General features: G+C 36.5%; 13 protein-coding genes. All 13 read right to left on the bottom strand.

Annotated elements, in window-relative coordinates; genetic code table 11:
* Nucleotides 1-119: 119 nt before the first annotated feature.
* The 13 genes from BHU72_RS07195 to BHU72_RS07135 all read right to left on the bottom strand — a co-directional run bounded on the left by BHU72_RS07195 (nucleotide 120) and on the right by BHU72_RS07135 (nucleotide 15,169).
* Entirely contained in the window at nucleotides 120-4,439 is a 4,320-nt protein-coding gene (locus BHU72_RS07195) for a PolC-type DNA polymerase III (protein ID WP_069701937.1), read from the bottom strand.
* Between the two features lie 15 nt (nucleotides 4,440-4,454).
* Entirely contained in the window at nucleotides 4,455-6,167 is a 1,713-nt protein-coding gene (locus BHU72_RS07190; RefSeq protein ID WP_069701936.1) for a proline--tRNA ligase, read from the bottom strand.
* A gap of 16 nt (nucleotides 6,168-6,183) precedes the next feature.
* The gene (ispG, locus tag BHU72_RS07185) at nucleotides 6,184-7,236 is read right to left on the bottom strand and encodes a flavodoxin-dependent (E)-4-hydroxy-3-methylbut-2-enyl-diphosphate synthase (RefSeq protein WP_069701935.1); all 1,053 of its coding nucleotides are present in this window, start codon (nucleotides 7,234-7,236) and stop codon (nucleotides 6,184-6,186) included.
* A gap of 18 nt (nucleotides 7,237-7,254) precedes the next feature.
* Entirely contained in the window at nucleotides 7,255-8,481 is a 1,227-nt protein-coding gene (gene rseP, locus BHU72_RS07180) for an RIP metalloprotease RseP (protein ID WP_069701934.1), read from the bottom strand.
* Between the two features lies 1 nt (nucleotide 8,482).
* Complete coding sequence (locus tag BHU72_RS07175) at nucleotides 8,483-9,640, bottom strand: 1-deoxy-D-xylulose-5-phosphate reductoisomerase (RefSeq protein WP_069701933.1); 1,158 nt, start codon at nucleotides 9,638-9,640, stop codon at nucleotides 8,483-8,485.
* Between the two features lie 8 nt (nucleotides 9,641-9,648).
* Nucleotides 9,649-10,440 (bottom strand): phosphatidate cytidylyltransferase, encoded by a 792-nt coding sequence (locus tag BHU72_RS07170; protein ID WP_069701932.1) that lies wholly within the window; start codon nucleotides 10,438-10,440, stop codon nucleotides 9,649-9,651.
* Between the two features lie 12 nt (nucleotides 10,441-10,452).
* The gene (gene uppS, locus BHU72_RS07165) at nucleotides 10,453-11,226 is read right to left on the bottom strand and encodes an undecaprenyl pyrophosphate synthase (protein ID WP_069701931.1); all 774 of its coding nucleotides are present in this window, start codon (nucleotides 11,224-11,226) and stop codon (nucleotides 10,453-10,455) included.
* Between the two features lie 56 nt (nucleotides 11,227-11,282).
* A complete protein-coding gene (gene frr / locus BHU72_RS07160; protein ID WP_069701930.1) occupies nucleotides 11,283-11,837 on the bottom strand; it encodes a ribosome recycling factor in 555 nt (184 codons plus the stop codon).
* Complete coding sequence (pyrH, locus tag BHU72_RS07155; protein WP_069701929.1) at nucleotides 11,821-12,558, bottom strand: UMP kinase; 738 nt, start codon at nucleotides 12,556-12,558, stop codon at nucleotides 11,821-11,823. Before pyrH ends, frr begins: the two co-directional genes overlap by 17 nt.
* 96 nt (nucleotides 12,559-12,654) lie before the next feature.
* Complete coding sequence (gene tsf / locus BHU72_RS07150; RefSeq protein WP_069702046.1) at nucleotides 12,655-13,311, bottom strand: translation elongation factor Ts; 657 nt, start codon at nucleotides 13,309-13,311, stop codon at nucleotides 12,655-12,657.
* Between the two features lie 107 nt (nucleotides 13,312-13,418).
* Nucleotides 13,419-14,147: a 30S ribosomal protein S2 gene (rpsB, locus tag BHU72_RS07145; protein ID WP_069701928.1), complete on the bottom strand. Its 729-nt coding sequence runs from the start codon at nucleotides 14,145-14,147 to the stop codon at nucleotides 13,419-13,421.
* A 167-nt stretch (nucleotides 14,148-14,314) separates the two neighbouring features.
* Complete coding sequence (locus BHU72_RS07140; protein ID WP_069701927.1) at nucleotides 14,315-14,839, bottom strand: DUF6115 domain-containing protein; 525 nt, start codon at nucleotides 14,837-14,839, stop codon at nucleotides 14,315-14,317.
* 15 nt (nucleotides 14,840-14,854) lie between these two features.
* Nucleotides 14,855-15,169, bottom strand: coding sequence for a hypothetical protein (locus BHU72_RS07135; RefSeq protein WP_069701926.1), 315 nt, complete (start codon nucleotides 15,167-15,169; stop codon nucleotides 14,855-14,857).
* Nucleotides 15,170-15,171: the final 2 nt, after the last annotated feature.

The raw sequence follows: 15,171 nt of genomic DNA, 5'->3' as shown, positions 1-15,171 counted from the left end.
AAAAGAGTGGGTTTCCCCACTCTTTAGCATTTGTCGTATGCAATATCTTACAGAAATTATAACATTCATTGTCTTCTATTGCAACAATATCCTATCCATATTAGTATAGACAGAAATGTTTAAAATAAACTTAATTGATTGGTATCTGGTAAGTCTTCCAGACATCCACGTTCTTTTAGTAATTCTATTACTGTTTTGGAAATCTTACTTTTCTCTTGGAAATCCTCGACCGATAGAATATTCCCATCCTCACATGCAGCAGCAATACCTTGTGCAGCTGCTTTACCAACTCCAGCAAGTGATGCAAATGGCGGAATTAAACCTTCTTCATAAATTTGGAACTTCAAGGCGTCCGATCGATGAAGTTGAATAGGATAAAAACGATATCCTCGTGTCGTCATTTCGTAAGCTACTTCTAGAACAGTAGCCAAGTTTTTTTCTTTGGTTGTAGCTAAATTACCTTTCTCCTGAATTTCCTTCAGCTTATTGGCAATCGCCTGTTTACCATGAATCATAATATCGATATCAAAGTCGTCAGCACGCACTGAGAAATAGGCAGAGTAGAACTGTAATGGATAATGTACTTTGAAGTAAGCAATTCTAACTGCCATCAATACATATGCTACAGCATGTGCTTTGGGGAACATGTACTTAATTTGATTACAAGACCAAATGTACCAATCGGGTACATGATGCTTACTCATTTCCTCTTCATCTTCTGGCTGTAACCCTTTACCTTTTCTTACTTTCTCCATGATTTTAAAAGCAGTACTTGGTTCTAAGCCTTTATGAATTAGGTATACCATGATGTCATCACGAGTTGAAATTACTTCTGCTAAGACAGCTTTTTTCGCTTTGATTAATTCTTGAGCATTATTCAGCCATACATCAGTCCCATGGGAAAGGCCACTAATTCGAACCAGTTCAGCAAATGTTGTTGGTCTAGTATCCTCAAGCATTTGACGAACAAATTTCGTTCCAAATTCAGGAACACCGAAAGTGGCTACAGGGGAATTCAATTCCTCAGACGAAACTTCTATTGCTTGTGTTGTGCTAAATAAGCTCATCGTTAGAGGATCATCAATCGGAATATCATTGGGATTGATGCCTGTCAAATCCTGTAACATACGAATTACAGTTGGATCATCATGCCCCAAGATATCTAACTTCAACAAACGTCCACTAATCGCATGGTAGTCGAAATGAGTTGTGTAATGGGCAGAATCCTTCGAGTCTGCGGGAAATTGAATCGGCGTAAAATCATGAACATCTTTATAATTAGGGATAACCATTTGACCACCAGGATGTTGACCTGTTGTACGCTTAATGCCACTACAACCCTTTATTAATCTCTCAATTTCAGCATTTCGGAGAACAATATTCTTTTCCTCTGCATATTTTTGCACATACCCGTAAGCTGTTTTTTCTGCAACCGTAGATATCGTACCAGCTCTAAATACATAGTCTCTACCAAAAAGTTCTTCGACATATTTATGCGCGTTTGGTTGATACTCCCCCGAGAAGTTCAAGTCTATATCTGGTACTTTATCGCCTTTAAAACCCATAAATGTTTCAAATGGAATATCATGTCCTTCTTTTAGCATCGCAATATTGCAATCTGGACAATCACGATTTGGCAAGTCAAATCCAGATCCAATGGAACCATCTGTTATAAATATACTTTTTTTACATTTCGTACAGATATAATGTGGTGGTAGCGGATTTACTTCGGTAATATCAGTCATCGTAGCTACGAATGAAGAACCAACGGATCCCCTTGATCCTACCAGATAGCCATCTCGCAGAGATTTCGTTACGATTTTATGTGAAATCAAATAAATTACCGCAAATCCATTGCCAATAATGCTATCTAGTTCAAATTTCAATCGATCTTCGACAATTGCTGGTAACACTTCACCGTAGATGTTTCTAGCCTTTTCGTAGCTCATATTGCGAATTTGTTCATCTGCGCCTTCTATTACAGGTGTAAACAATTCATCTGGGAAAGGTTTCAATGCCTCCACTTGTTCACATATCATCTCTGGTGTATCAACAACTACCTCTAAAGCCTCTTTTGTACCCAAGTATGAAAATTCATCTAGCATTTCTTCTGTTGTTTTCAGATATAGTGGTGGTTGGTCAGCTGCATCACTAAAACCTTTACTTGCCATGAGGATTTCTCTAAACTTTGCATCTGAAGGGTTTAAAAAATGTACATCTCCAGTGGCTACAACTGGCTTATTTAACTGTTTGCCGAGCATATAGATGTTCCGATTAATATCTTTCAGTTTGCTATAATCTTCGACGATACCTTTTTGCACCATAAAGTCATTATTCCCAAGCGGCTGAATCTCTAAATAATCATAGAATTTCGCAACTTCTTGAATTTCTTGATCCGATTTTTTTAGAATCATTGCTTGGTATAGTTCGCCAGCTTCACAGGCCGATCCGACAATAATACCTTCTCTTAAACGAACAAGTTCACTTTTAGGAATTCTTGGTTGACGATGGAAATATTTGATATGCGATAAAGAAATAAGCTTGTATAGGTTTTTTAGACCGATTTGATTTTTTGCTAAAAGAATACAATGGTAAGGTCGTAATTTTTGCATATCAAATTCTACTACTTGCTCATTCAATGTTCGCAAATTATCAATTTCTAAAACATCTATTTTTTTCAGTAACTCTATTAACAATTTTGCTGTTGCAGTCGCATCAAACAACGCCCGATGATGTTGTTCTAATTCTATGTTTAGTTCTTTACATAGATTATTTAGTTTATATGATTTTAAACCAGGTATTGCAAAACGAGCGAAGGCAACAGTATCTATTACAGGCATAGAAATTGATTTCAATCCTATTGAATCAAGACTAGTATTTACAAAATTCATGTCAAAGGAGGCATTGTGAGCGACCATAACACTTTCGCCACAAAAATTGATAAAATCCTTTAATACGATATCTAATTCAGGAGCATTGGCCACCATTTGATTGGATATCCCAGTTAGCTTTTCAATTTTCTCTGAGATTCGCTCTTTAGGCCGTATTAAAGATTGAAAAAAATCGATAATTTCATTATTACGTACTTTCACAGCAGCAATTTCAGTAAGACAATTCTCTACGGCTGATAATCCAGTTGTTTCTGTATCAAAAACAACATAGGTTGTTTCTTCATCAATTGTCATATCCCTACAGTTGTGAACAATAGGTATTCCATCATTGACAAGGTATGCTTCAACACCATAAATCAACTTAATGTTATGCTTCTGAGCAACTTCATGAGCTTCAGGAAATGCCTGAACTACCCCATGATCAGTGATTGCGATAGCTTTATGACCCCATTTAGCAGCAGTTGATATGAGTGACTTTACACTACTTACACCATCCATCGAACTCATTGGAGTATGCAGGTGTAATTCAATCCTCTTTCGTTCCGATCGATCCATTCTTTCTTTAGGAGATGCTAATACAATATCTTTAGCCATAAGAACTATCTGTTTATCGAAGGTGTCGTATTGAATTAATCCTCTTGTTCTCGCATAAGGCTTTTGCTCTAAAATATCAATGGATTCTAGTTGTTTATCATCTTTTAAAAATACTTTTACTTTAATAGAATCGGTTTCATCTGTAAGGTTGAAACTGACAAGATGCTTGCCACTTTTCAGTACTCTCTTTTCTATATTAAATACCCGACCTTCTATACTCATCTGATCGGTCATTTCTGATAGATTCGAGAGTTTTTGAAGTTCCGTATGATTAATTTCTTTACCTATAATGATATTTGAAAGTGTCCCGTTTCCTTGTTTATTATCATTTCTTGTGTTAGGGTCCACTTTTTCGTCAGTAAAATGGCTTCTTTCCGATAGTAACTGTTGAATATAAAAATCTTCATCTTTCTTTTTTTCGGCAAGGAATGTTTCTACCTTTTCTGAATTCTCTTGACCTTCTAACTGAATCTTTACGTCTATACCTAAAAAACGACGGAAGCAGTTCGCGACCCATTGAGGAACGTTCTTTTGTTGTAATGTTGTTTTTCCTAGATCATTTAACGTATACAACACAACGCTTTTTTCCAAATAATTACTTGTAAACTTAGTTAACCAACCATTTAGGTAGGGCTGTTCCATCAATAGTTGTGGCCAAAGATAATGATTCCAATACTCTTTTATTACTTCATCATTCACGCAATCATTCTCATAACAAAAATAGCAAATGATAGAAGCCATATCCTTATATGTTTCGTGTAAAAGAAAACAAAAATCTTTTAAAATTGCCACAGGTAATACCTGTGGCAATTGAAAATAGACGTGCCATACTTTCTGATCCTGCTGGATTTCCACCTTCTCAATAAGCGCTCCCACAAAGTATGGCGAATCTAAATGCGTGTATGAAATTTTTTCCGTTAGAGTCAAGAAATTTTGTCGCTGTTTTGAAATCATTGCCTACTCCTAATTCTATAAGTCTAATTGGTTCAATTCCTCTAACAATACACTTGTAACTTGAGTGATTTCTAAATCTCTACTTTCACCAGTTTTGCGATACTTTAACTCAACAAAGCCTTCATCGACTTTACCACCAACAACGATGCGCAATGGAATACCAATTAAATCTGCATCCTTAAATTTAGAACCAGCTCGGTCTAATCGATCATCGAATAAGACCTCTACACCTTTAGCTAAAAGATCGTTATATATGTTAAGCGCTACTTCATACTGCTTTTCATTTTTGACATTGATAGGAATTACGTGTACATGAAAAGGTGCAACTTCCTTAGGCCAGATAATTCCATTTTCATCACTATGCTGTTCTACAATAGCAGCAACAGTTCTAGATACCCCAATTCCATAACAACCCATAACCATTAATTGCTCTTTTCCATTCTCGTCCAAGAACTTTGCTCTAAGAGCTTTGCTATATTTCGTTCCTAATTTAAAGACATGGCCTACTTCAATCCCACGATCGAATAATACTGGTGTGTTACACTTAGGACATGGATCCCCTAATTGAATATTTCTTAAGTCAGCAAATTGTTCAACATTGAAATCCCTACCAGGGTTGGCATTTTTATAGTGATAATCTTTCTTATTCGCACCTATCACTGCGTTATTCATAGCCTCAACTTTATAATCCGCTATAATTCTTAAATTTGCTGGTAAGCCTTTAGGACCTAAGAAGCCTGGTTTTTGTCCTAAAAGTGCCTCTATCTCATCATCTTGTAACATAGAAACATTAGTAGCATCTAGAAGGTTTTTCAATTTAATATCATTCACTTCATCATCGCCAGCAATTAGAACTACTATCTGTTGTTCATCTGCTTTATACAATAATGTCTTAATGATAGTCTTCTCTTCCACTTGTAGAAAACTAGCTAGCTCTTTAATAGACTTCTGGTTGGGAGTTTCGATGAGTGTCAATTCTTCTAAATTTTGCTGCTGTTTAGGGACTTTAATGTTCTCAGCTTTTTCAATGTTTGCGGCGAATCCGCAAGTAGGGCAATGGACTATTGTATCTTCCCCAATTTCAGAAAGCGCCATGAATTCATGGGTACCACCTTCTCCACCAATAGCTCCACCATCCGCTTCGATAGCACGATAATTCAAGCCACAACGTTTAAATGTACGATGATATGCATCATACATTGCTTGATAGCTTTCATCCAGTCCTGCTGTATCCACATCAAATGAATACGCATCTTTCATTATAAATTCACGCGCACGAATCACACCAAAACGCGGTCTGCGCTCATCGCGATATTTCGTTTGAATTTGATAAATCGTTACAGGTAATTTTTTGTATGAATTGATTTCATCACGCATTAAAGAAGTAAAAACTTCTTCATGGGTGGGTCCAAGTACAAAGTCACGATCATGACGATCTTTAAAACGCATCAATTCTGGTCCGTATGCGTCCCAACGACCAGACTCCTGCCATAATTCCGCAGGCTGAATTGCAGAAGTAAGGATTTCCTGAGCTTCGCTACGATTCATTTCTTCTCTAACAATAGCTTCTACTTTCTTTAACACTTTAAATCCAAGTGGTAAATATGTGTAAACACCAGATACCAATTGACGGATTAGGCCTGCTCTCATCATAAGTTTGTGGCTAGTAACCTCTGCATCAGAAGGTACTTCGCGTAGTGTTGGTATTAGTAGTTTTTGCTGTTTCAAGCTCGTATCCCCTTTCTTATAACGATCGCAATTCTTTCATAAATTCTTCGAATAGCTCGTCCTCTTTTACTTTTCGGACGACCTTACCTTTTTTGAAAATTAAACCTTCACCGTGCCCACCTGCTAAACCGATATCAGCTTCACGTGCTTCTCCAGGACCGTTTACAGCACATCCCATAACAGCTACTTTTAACGGTTTCTTAAGGTGTTGTATCTCCTGCTCTACACGATTTGCTAAGTCAATTAATTGAATTTGGCATCTACCACAAGTAGGACAAGATATCAATTCTGGACCTGGTTCAAAAAGTTGTAGACTTTTCAAAATACTTTTTGCAACCTTTATTTCCTCCACCGGATCTCCCGTTAATGATACACGGATGGTGTCTCCTATACCCAATGATAAAATAGCACCTAAACCTACAGCAGATTTGATGCTACCTTGGTAAACCGTCCCCGCTTCTGTAATCCCTACATGAAGCGGGTATGAGTATTTCTCAGCCATTAATTGATATGCTCGAATACTTAATGGCACATTGGATGCTTTAAGGGATACTACTATATCTTGAAAATCAAATTCTTCCAGTATTTGAATATGTTTTTCTGCACTTTCTACCATCGCTTCTGCTGTAGGATGGCCATATTTCTTTAATAACTCACGTTCAATTGAGCCGGAATTCACTCCAATACGAATTGGAACATGGTAAGTTTTGGCCTTCTCTACAACTTCTTTAACCTTTTGATTGCTGCCAATATTACCAGGATTAATTCTGATCTTATCAATTCCATTATCCATTGCTTCGAGTGCCAGTTTATAGTCAAAATGAATGTCGGCAACAATAGGCAATGGTGATTTATCTTTTAGTTTCTTAATCGCTTTCGCTGCTTCTATATTAGGAATGGCAACTCGCACGATTTCACAGCCGGCTTCACTAAGTTGATAGATTTGCTCCAATGTTTTTTCAATATTACAAGTATCCGTATTCGTCATAGACTGAATCACAACTTTATTATGACCGCCGATTTGCACATTTCCTACTAGAACAGATTTAGTTTGTTCTCTGAAATACATGGATTTGAACTCCTTTTTTTAGCTAAAAATCCGCATCACGTCTTTATAAGTAACAACAAGAATGAGCAACATTAAAAGAGCAAACCCTACAAAGTGAATAACTCCTTCTTTGTTTGGATCTATCGGCTTTCCTCTTAATCCTTCTAAGGCTAAGAACACTAATCTTCCACCATCCAGTGCTGGTATAGGGAAAAGATTAATAATTCCTAAGTTTAGACTTAAGAATGCAGCTAAACTGATTAACTGTAATAAACCTTCATTTGCCTGATCGCCAATAATTTGAATAATACCTACCGGACCAGCAACGTCAGCTGCGATTTGTCCTGTAATCATCTGACCAAGATGCGACAATAACAATACCGCTAGTTCCCATGTACGTTCAAATCCATATACAATACTCATGAGGCCTGCACTCTCTGTAGTAGGAACAATACCGATTTTCCCTGTCCCTGCCTGTTCGAGAGTTGTTAGAGACATTGTTACATTTTGTTCACCACGTTGAATCGCAATATCAATTGCTTGGTTAGGTTTCGCACTAATTTGTTGCACAAGGTCTTGCCATGTTGTGATTGTTATTCCATCTACCTCAACAATTCTATCTCCTGCTATAATACCAGCTTCCGCAGCAGGATTTCCAGCAACTACATCACCTACTATATTTGCTTCAGAAGGTACGCCCGTTATGCCTATAATCATTGCATATAGTAAGCCAGCAAGAAGGAAATTCATTGCAGGTCCAGCAAAAATAGCAGCAGCCCTTTGTCCAACAGTTTTCCCGTTAAACTTTCTATGAATTGGTGCTAATTGCACTTCTTCCTTGTCTTTTACGATAATAGCTGATTCATACACTTGATAGCTCTTGCTACCCGTTTCTGTCTCTAAACGGATAAACATACGTTTCTCTAAGTCGTATTCTTCAATCTTACCAGTAATTTGGTGACTTGCATTTGGTTTTAAGTCAATTTTAGTAACGATATTATTCTCAAGAGATAGACCGACTCTAATTCCGTTTTTAATATCAAAAGTCTCTGGATCTTCCCCTGCCATTCGTACAAATCCACCTAATGGTAATGCACGTATCGAATACACCGTTTCACCTTTTTTAACAGAAATCAATTTGGGTCCAAAACCTATCGCGAATTCACGAACAAGAATACCCACTCGCTTCGCCACTAAAAAGTGTCCTAATTCATGAATAAACACAATTACTCCAAAAACAATAATTGTTGCTAATGCTGTTTGCATACTATTCACCACCAGTAAGTATTTGTTTCCTCGTCCAGTCATCAACGTCAATAATTTGTTCTAATGATGGATGTTGAATAACTGAGTGTCTGGACAACATTTCTTTAATTATATGCTCTATTTCTAAAAATTCGATTCGCTCTTGTAAAAATAATTGTACTGCTACCTCATTGGCTGCATTCATAACTACTGGTGCTGTACCACCGATACGACCCGCCTCATATGCGATTTGTAAACATTGAAACGTTTCAATATCGGGATTTTCAAAATTTAGTTTAGAAATTTTTGTAAGATCTAGTTTTGGTTGTCGGTTTATAATACGTTTAGGATAAGCTAGCGCATACTGAATAGGGATTCTCATATTTGGCAGTCCCAATTGGGCTATAATCGACGTATCTTCAAACTCCACCATGGAGTGTATAATACTTTCTGGATGAACAACTACTTTGATTTTATCATAGGGAATTCCAAACAGCCAATGTGCTTCGATTACTTCCAAACCTTTATTCATAAGTGTGGCGGAATCAATAGTAATTTTCGCACCCATACTCCAATTTGGATGATTCAATGCTTGAGTCACCGTAACTCCCTTTAATTCCTCTTTCTTCTTTCCACGGAACGACCCGCCTGAGGCTGTCAATATAATTGACTCGACACTCTTAACGCTTTCCCCTTGCAAACATTGAAAGATTGCTGAGTGTTCACTATCTACAGGAATAATTTCCGCTTGATATTGTTTCGCCAAATTCATAACTAATGAACCTGCGGCAACCAATGTTTCCTTATTTGCTAGTGCTATTTTCTTACCTTTTTTAATTGCATTAATTGTAGGGAGTAAACCCATTATACCCACAACTGCAGTAACTACAACATCTGCTTCATCAATAGTAGCGACTGCGTTTAGCCCATCTATTCCGTATACAATTTCTATGGGTTGTTGGATATCTTTAATGCGCTCTTTAAGTTCTTTAGCTAATTGAATGTTAGCTACTGATACTATTCTCGGTTTAACCTCTCGAATCTGTGCTTCCAAAATTTCCAAATTCGTTCCTGCTGCCAATCCAACCACTTCAAAATGTTCTATATGTTCCCTTACTATATCTATCGTTTGAGTACCAATGGATCCTGTCGACCCAATGATTGCTATTTTCTTTTTCATGATTCACCTCAAAAAGTTATGTATATCAACAGGACGTATATCACAGGAAATACATATAGTAGGCTGTCAAAGCGATCTAATATGCCACCATGCCCTGGCAAAATATTGCCTGAATCTTTCACATTATAAAAACGTTTATATGATGATTCTACTAGGTCACCTAATTGACCTACAACGGCAATCAATACTCCGATAATTATTTGCGTATAAAGAGAAAGCTCAATTGAACTGTGAGGAGAAAGCAATAAAACAACTAGTAAAGAACAAATAGTGCCACCAATGGCACCTGCTACAGTTTTCTTCGGACTAATCGATTCCCAAAGCTTCGGTCCTCTACCTTTCAACATATATCCAGTAAAATATGCGCCTGTATCTGTAGCCCAAATTGCTAGCAATATCATAATTGTAAAAATAAAGTCAGTTTCACTTCGAACTAAATAAATCGAATAGAAACCTAGGCCTATATACATTGATGATAGAAATGAAAAAGCGATTTGTTCGTAATTCTCTTGGTTTTTAGTGATCACTGGAATAGCTAAACCAAATAATAATACAGTCATAATACCAGCTTCAGAAAAAAAAGAATATTCCCATAAGATTTGTCCGAAAATCGCAATGATTACAGACACCCCAAATAGAGAAGAAATCTGAAGTAATTGATTGCCTCTCATTTTTAATAACTCATGAAAGCCAACCAAAGATAAGAGCAATACAAAAATATAAAAATATATATTCCCTACATACAGAATTGACAAAAAAACTGTACCGCCAATTAACCCTGTTATGATTCTATCCTTCAAAGATGAACCCTCCTATTTTAGGCCGCCGTATCTTCTAGCACGTTTCATATAATTCGCGATTGCCATATGATATTCGTCCATTGAAAAATCAGGCCAGAGGGTATCCGAAAAGTAAAATTCCGTGTAAGCTAATTGCCATAATAGAAAGTTACTAAGTCTAATTTCACCACTTGTGCGAATTAATAAATCTGGATCTGGGATTCCTGCTGTCATCAAACGACTAGAAATCGATGCTTCTGTTATATCATCAATCTTAATTTTATGATTAGAAATATCATTAGCTATTTCTTTAATGGCAGTTAGCATCTCTAGTCTACTACCATAATTCAAAGCAAAATTAAGAACCAACCCTGTATTGCCTTTCGTATCTTCGATTGCTTGTTCTACAGCTCGCCTTGTAAAATCAGGTAATTGTTGAATATCACCAATCATTCTTACCTGTACATTATTTTTGACTAAGTCTTTTAATTCAGACTGTAAATATTCTTCAGGAAGTTTCATTAGAAAGTTCACTTCATCTGTAGGACGTTTCCAATTCTCAGTAGAAAACGCATATAACGTTAAGTATTGAATCCCAAGATTGGATGATTCCCTTGTAATTTCTTTTACTACATTCATTCCTGCTTTATGTCCAGCAATTCTTGGAAGGCCACGTTTGTTCGCCCAACGGCCATTTCCGTCCATAATAATGGCTATGTGTTTTGGAATTAGTTCTTTTTTTTCAGAAAAAATATTTTTATCAACATTATTATTCTTTCTTAAAAACTTCCCTAGAAAATCTTTCATTGTAAAACCCCAATTCCTATATTGTTAAAAAACCCCCTCACCCAGAGGGGGTTACATTATACAGCCATAATCTCTTGTTCTTTCTCCTGCAAAATCTCATCTATAGCTTTAATGTTCTTATCTGTTAACTTTTGAATATCATCTTGTAATTTTCGAGATTCGTCTTCAGAAATCTCGCTGTTTTTCTCCATCTTTTTCACGTCTTCATTTGCATCCCTGCGCACATTTCGTACGGATACCCTAGAAGCCTCAGCAATTTTTTTCGCTTGTTTTACTAAATCTTGACGTCTTTCTTCCGTAAGAATCGGAAGTGGGATGCGAATGATATTACCATCATTGTTCGGCGATAATCCCAAATCTGATTTTTGGATTGCTCTTTCAATTTCAGAAATCATGCTGCGATCCCAAGGCTGAATCGTTAATAAACGTGCTTCTGGAGCAGAAATATTCGCGACTTGGTTGATAGGAGTTGGAGAACCATAATACTCAACAACGACTTTGTCTAATAAAGAAGGATTTGCTCTACCAGCCCTAATTGTTGTGAAATCTTTCTTTAGGCTCAATAATACCTTTCCCATTCTTTCATCAGTTTCTTTAATTACACTGCTCATTGTTATTTCTCACCTCTGTACCGATTTTGTCACCTAAGACTACCTTCAATATATTACCACATTCAGATATGTTAAAGACTATAATCTGAATTTTATTCTCCATACATAATGTAACAGCCGTTTTATCCATAACCGCTAACCCTTGGTTAATAACGTCCATAAAATCTAACTCGTCATATTTCGTTGCATTGATATCAATTGCTGGGTCAGCTGTGTAAACACCATCTACATTATTCTTAGCCATTAAGATTACATCAGCTTCAATTTCAGCTGCACGTAGAGCGGCTGTTGTATCAGTTGAGAAGAACGGATTACCGGTACCAGCTGCAAATATAACGACTCTGCCTTTTTCCAGATGACGCATAGCTCTTCTGCGAATGTATGGTTCAGCCACTTGTCTCATTTCAATCGATGTTTGAACTCGAGTAAATACACCTTCATTTTCAAGTGCATCCTGAAGAGCCAATGAATTCATTACAGTCGCAAGCATCCCCATATAGTCTGCAGTCGCACGGTCCATGCCCTTAGCGCTACCAGCTATTCCTCTCCAGATGTTGCCCCCACCAACTACTACAGCTATTTGCACATTGTGTGCAATAACTTCTTTTATTTGATTTGCAATCGATTGCATAACCTTCGGATCAATGCCATAGCCTAGCTCTCCCGCTAAAGCTTCACCTGATAATTTAAGGACGATTCTGTTGTACTTAGGTTTATTCACCAAATGTCCTCCTGTCTATATTATGTAACATCTTATGAACTGTATGTCTAAATCTTTTGAAAAAGGGAACACAAATAAGGTGTTCCCTTTAAACAATTATTGTTGAATTTTTGCTTGTGCCATAACTTCTTCTACGAAATTATCCTGTTTCTTCTCAATTCCTTCTCCTAGTTCATAGCGAGCAAATCGACGAATAGAAATCTTCTCTCCAATTTTAGCAATTTTTTCATTCAACAATTGCTCAATTGATAAATCAGGGTTTTTAACAAATGATTGCTCTAATAAGCAGAATTCTTTGAAATACTTATCTATTCTACCCTCAACCATTTTGTCTACAATATTTGCAGGCTTTCCTTCATTTAATGCTTGTACTTTTAAAATTTCTTTTTCTTTTGTAATTTCTTCTTCTGGCACTTCAGTTCTTGAAATATATATAGGTTTTGCAGCAGCAATATGCATCGCAATATCTTTTGCAAAGCTTCTGAAGTCATCTGTCTTAGCTACAAAGTCAGTTTCGCAGTTAACTTCGACTAGGACTCCAATACGACCTCCACCATGGATGTATGCTTCTACCAATCCGTCAGCAGCAATACGTCCCTCTTTCTTTGCAGCAGCGGCTAGTCCTTTTTCTCTTAATATCTTTGTTGCTTGTTCCATATCCCCATTTGCTTCAACTAGCGCTTTCTTACAATCCATCATCCCTGCACCAGTCATTTCACGTAAATCTTTTACTTGTGCTGCACTAACCATTATATGTATCCTCCTTAGATATGTAGAAATATTTTTCGTCGTATAAGAAAATATTGGGTAGGCAGGCAAGTCCCACCTACCCAATATTAAAATGATAAAAGTTATATTTATTATTGAGCTACTTGAGCTTCTTGCTGAGCTTCGAAGTTTTCAACGTTCCCTTTAGAACCTTCGATAACAGCATCTGCCATTTTAGCAGTAATTAGTCGAACAGCACGAATAGCATCGTCATTTCCAGGAATTACATAATCAATTTCATCTGGATCACAGTTAGTATCTACAATTGCTACGATAGGAATTCCTAATTTTTTTGCCTCAGCAATAGCAATTCTTTCTTTTCTAGGGTCAATAATGAATAAAGCGCCAGGTAGGCCCTTCATACCTTTAATTCCACCTAAAAATTTAACTAAACGGTCTTTCTCTTTATTTAATTGAATTACTTCTTTTTTCGGTAACACTTCAAAAGTGCCGTCTACTTCCATCTTCTCAAGTTGATGTAATCTTTGAATACGCTTTTGAATTGTTTGGAAGTTCGTTAACGTTCCACCTAACCATCTTTGGTTTGTGAAGAATTGTCCTGAACGCTCAGACTCTTCTTTAACAGCCTCTTGCGCTTGTTTCTTTGTTCCAACGAACAAAATTGTCTTTCCTTCTTCAGCAATTTGACGAACAAAATTGTAAGCTTCTTCAACTTTCTTTACAGTCTTTTGTAGGTCAATAATATAGATGCCATTTCTTTCTGTGAAGATATAGCGATCCATCTTTGGGTTCCAACGACGGGTCTGATGACCGAAGTGAACTCCAGCTTCTAATAATTGTTTCATTGATATTACTGACATAAACATATTCCTCCTTGGTTTTTTCTTCCGTTTTTCATCTTCCTATAATGCCACTACATAGGTAGCACCAGCATTGTAGTCCAAAAAACGTGTTTTTTACACCGTTAATCACTATATCATAATTAAATAAAAAATGCAAACGAAACATAAAAACGGTTTCATTTGCACTATCTTTTTTCTATATTGGCAATCCCTATCATTAATTGAACTTCACCACACATTAAATTTACTTGTTTGGCTATTTCTTCTACCGAATATCCTTGATTGTGTAGTTTAATTACCAGTTGATGCGGCACATCTACTTGTGACTGATTCTTATTATCTTCCTTTGCTGTTAGCAACACTTGCTGATCCAGCTGATCTTCTACTTTGATCGTATTTATTTGTTTTGATACCATCTTTAACTCAGAGTCATCAACTGATACATCGATTTGTTTATACTTTTCAAGTTTCTCTATTTTCTTTTCTAAAGCTTTTAAGTTTTTTTGTAGGAAATTGATATCTTTAACATAAGCCTCATGTTGCTTCGCACTTTCCTCTTGCAATTCTAAAAAATACTTATCAATAATATCTTCTATTTTTTGGATATCTAGTGATTCTTGTTTTCTATTCTTTTTCTTTTGATCTTGAAAAAAAATAATTAAAGCTCCAAAAATCACAGCTAGCCCAAAGGAATAGACTATAGAGTCCATGTACTTCCCACCTAATTATAATGATATATCTAACGTGTGACCTTTATAAGGATGAATATTTTTTTTGGAAGCCATCTTTTTTTGTTTTGTAGCAGAATTTTGTTCAGCAAGTTCCTGTTGATTTTTATTCTTGCTTTGATCTTTAATTTTTTCCTTATCCGTTTTTGAAGCCTCTGTTGTTTTTTGTTGTTGCTTCGCAATTTCTTTTCTTTGATCCTCAGATAGCTGAACTTGATCATTCACCGGGCGCTGCTGCAGTTGCTCCTGAATCTTACCTAAATCATGGGCACGGGGAATAGACATTTGAAGGTCAATTGCTTTTAAGCTCATAT

This window comes from Desulfuribacillus stibiiarsenatis (genome assembly GCF_001742305.1).
Lineage (GTDB): Bacteria > Bacillota > Bacilli > Desulfuribacillales > Desulfuribacillaceae > Desulfuribacillus_A > Desulfuribacillus_A stibiiarsenatis.
The sequence above is the reverse complement of the archived record's forward strand: the minus strand, read 5'-3'. Positions and strand labels throughout refer to the sequence as shown.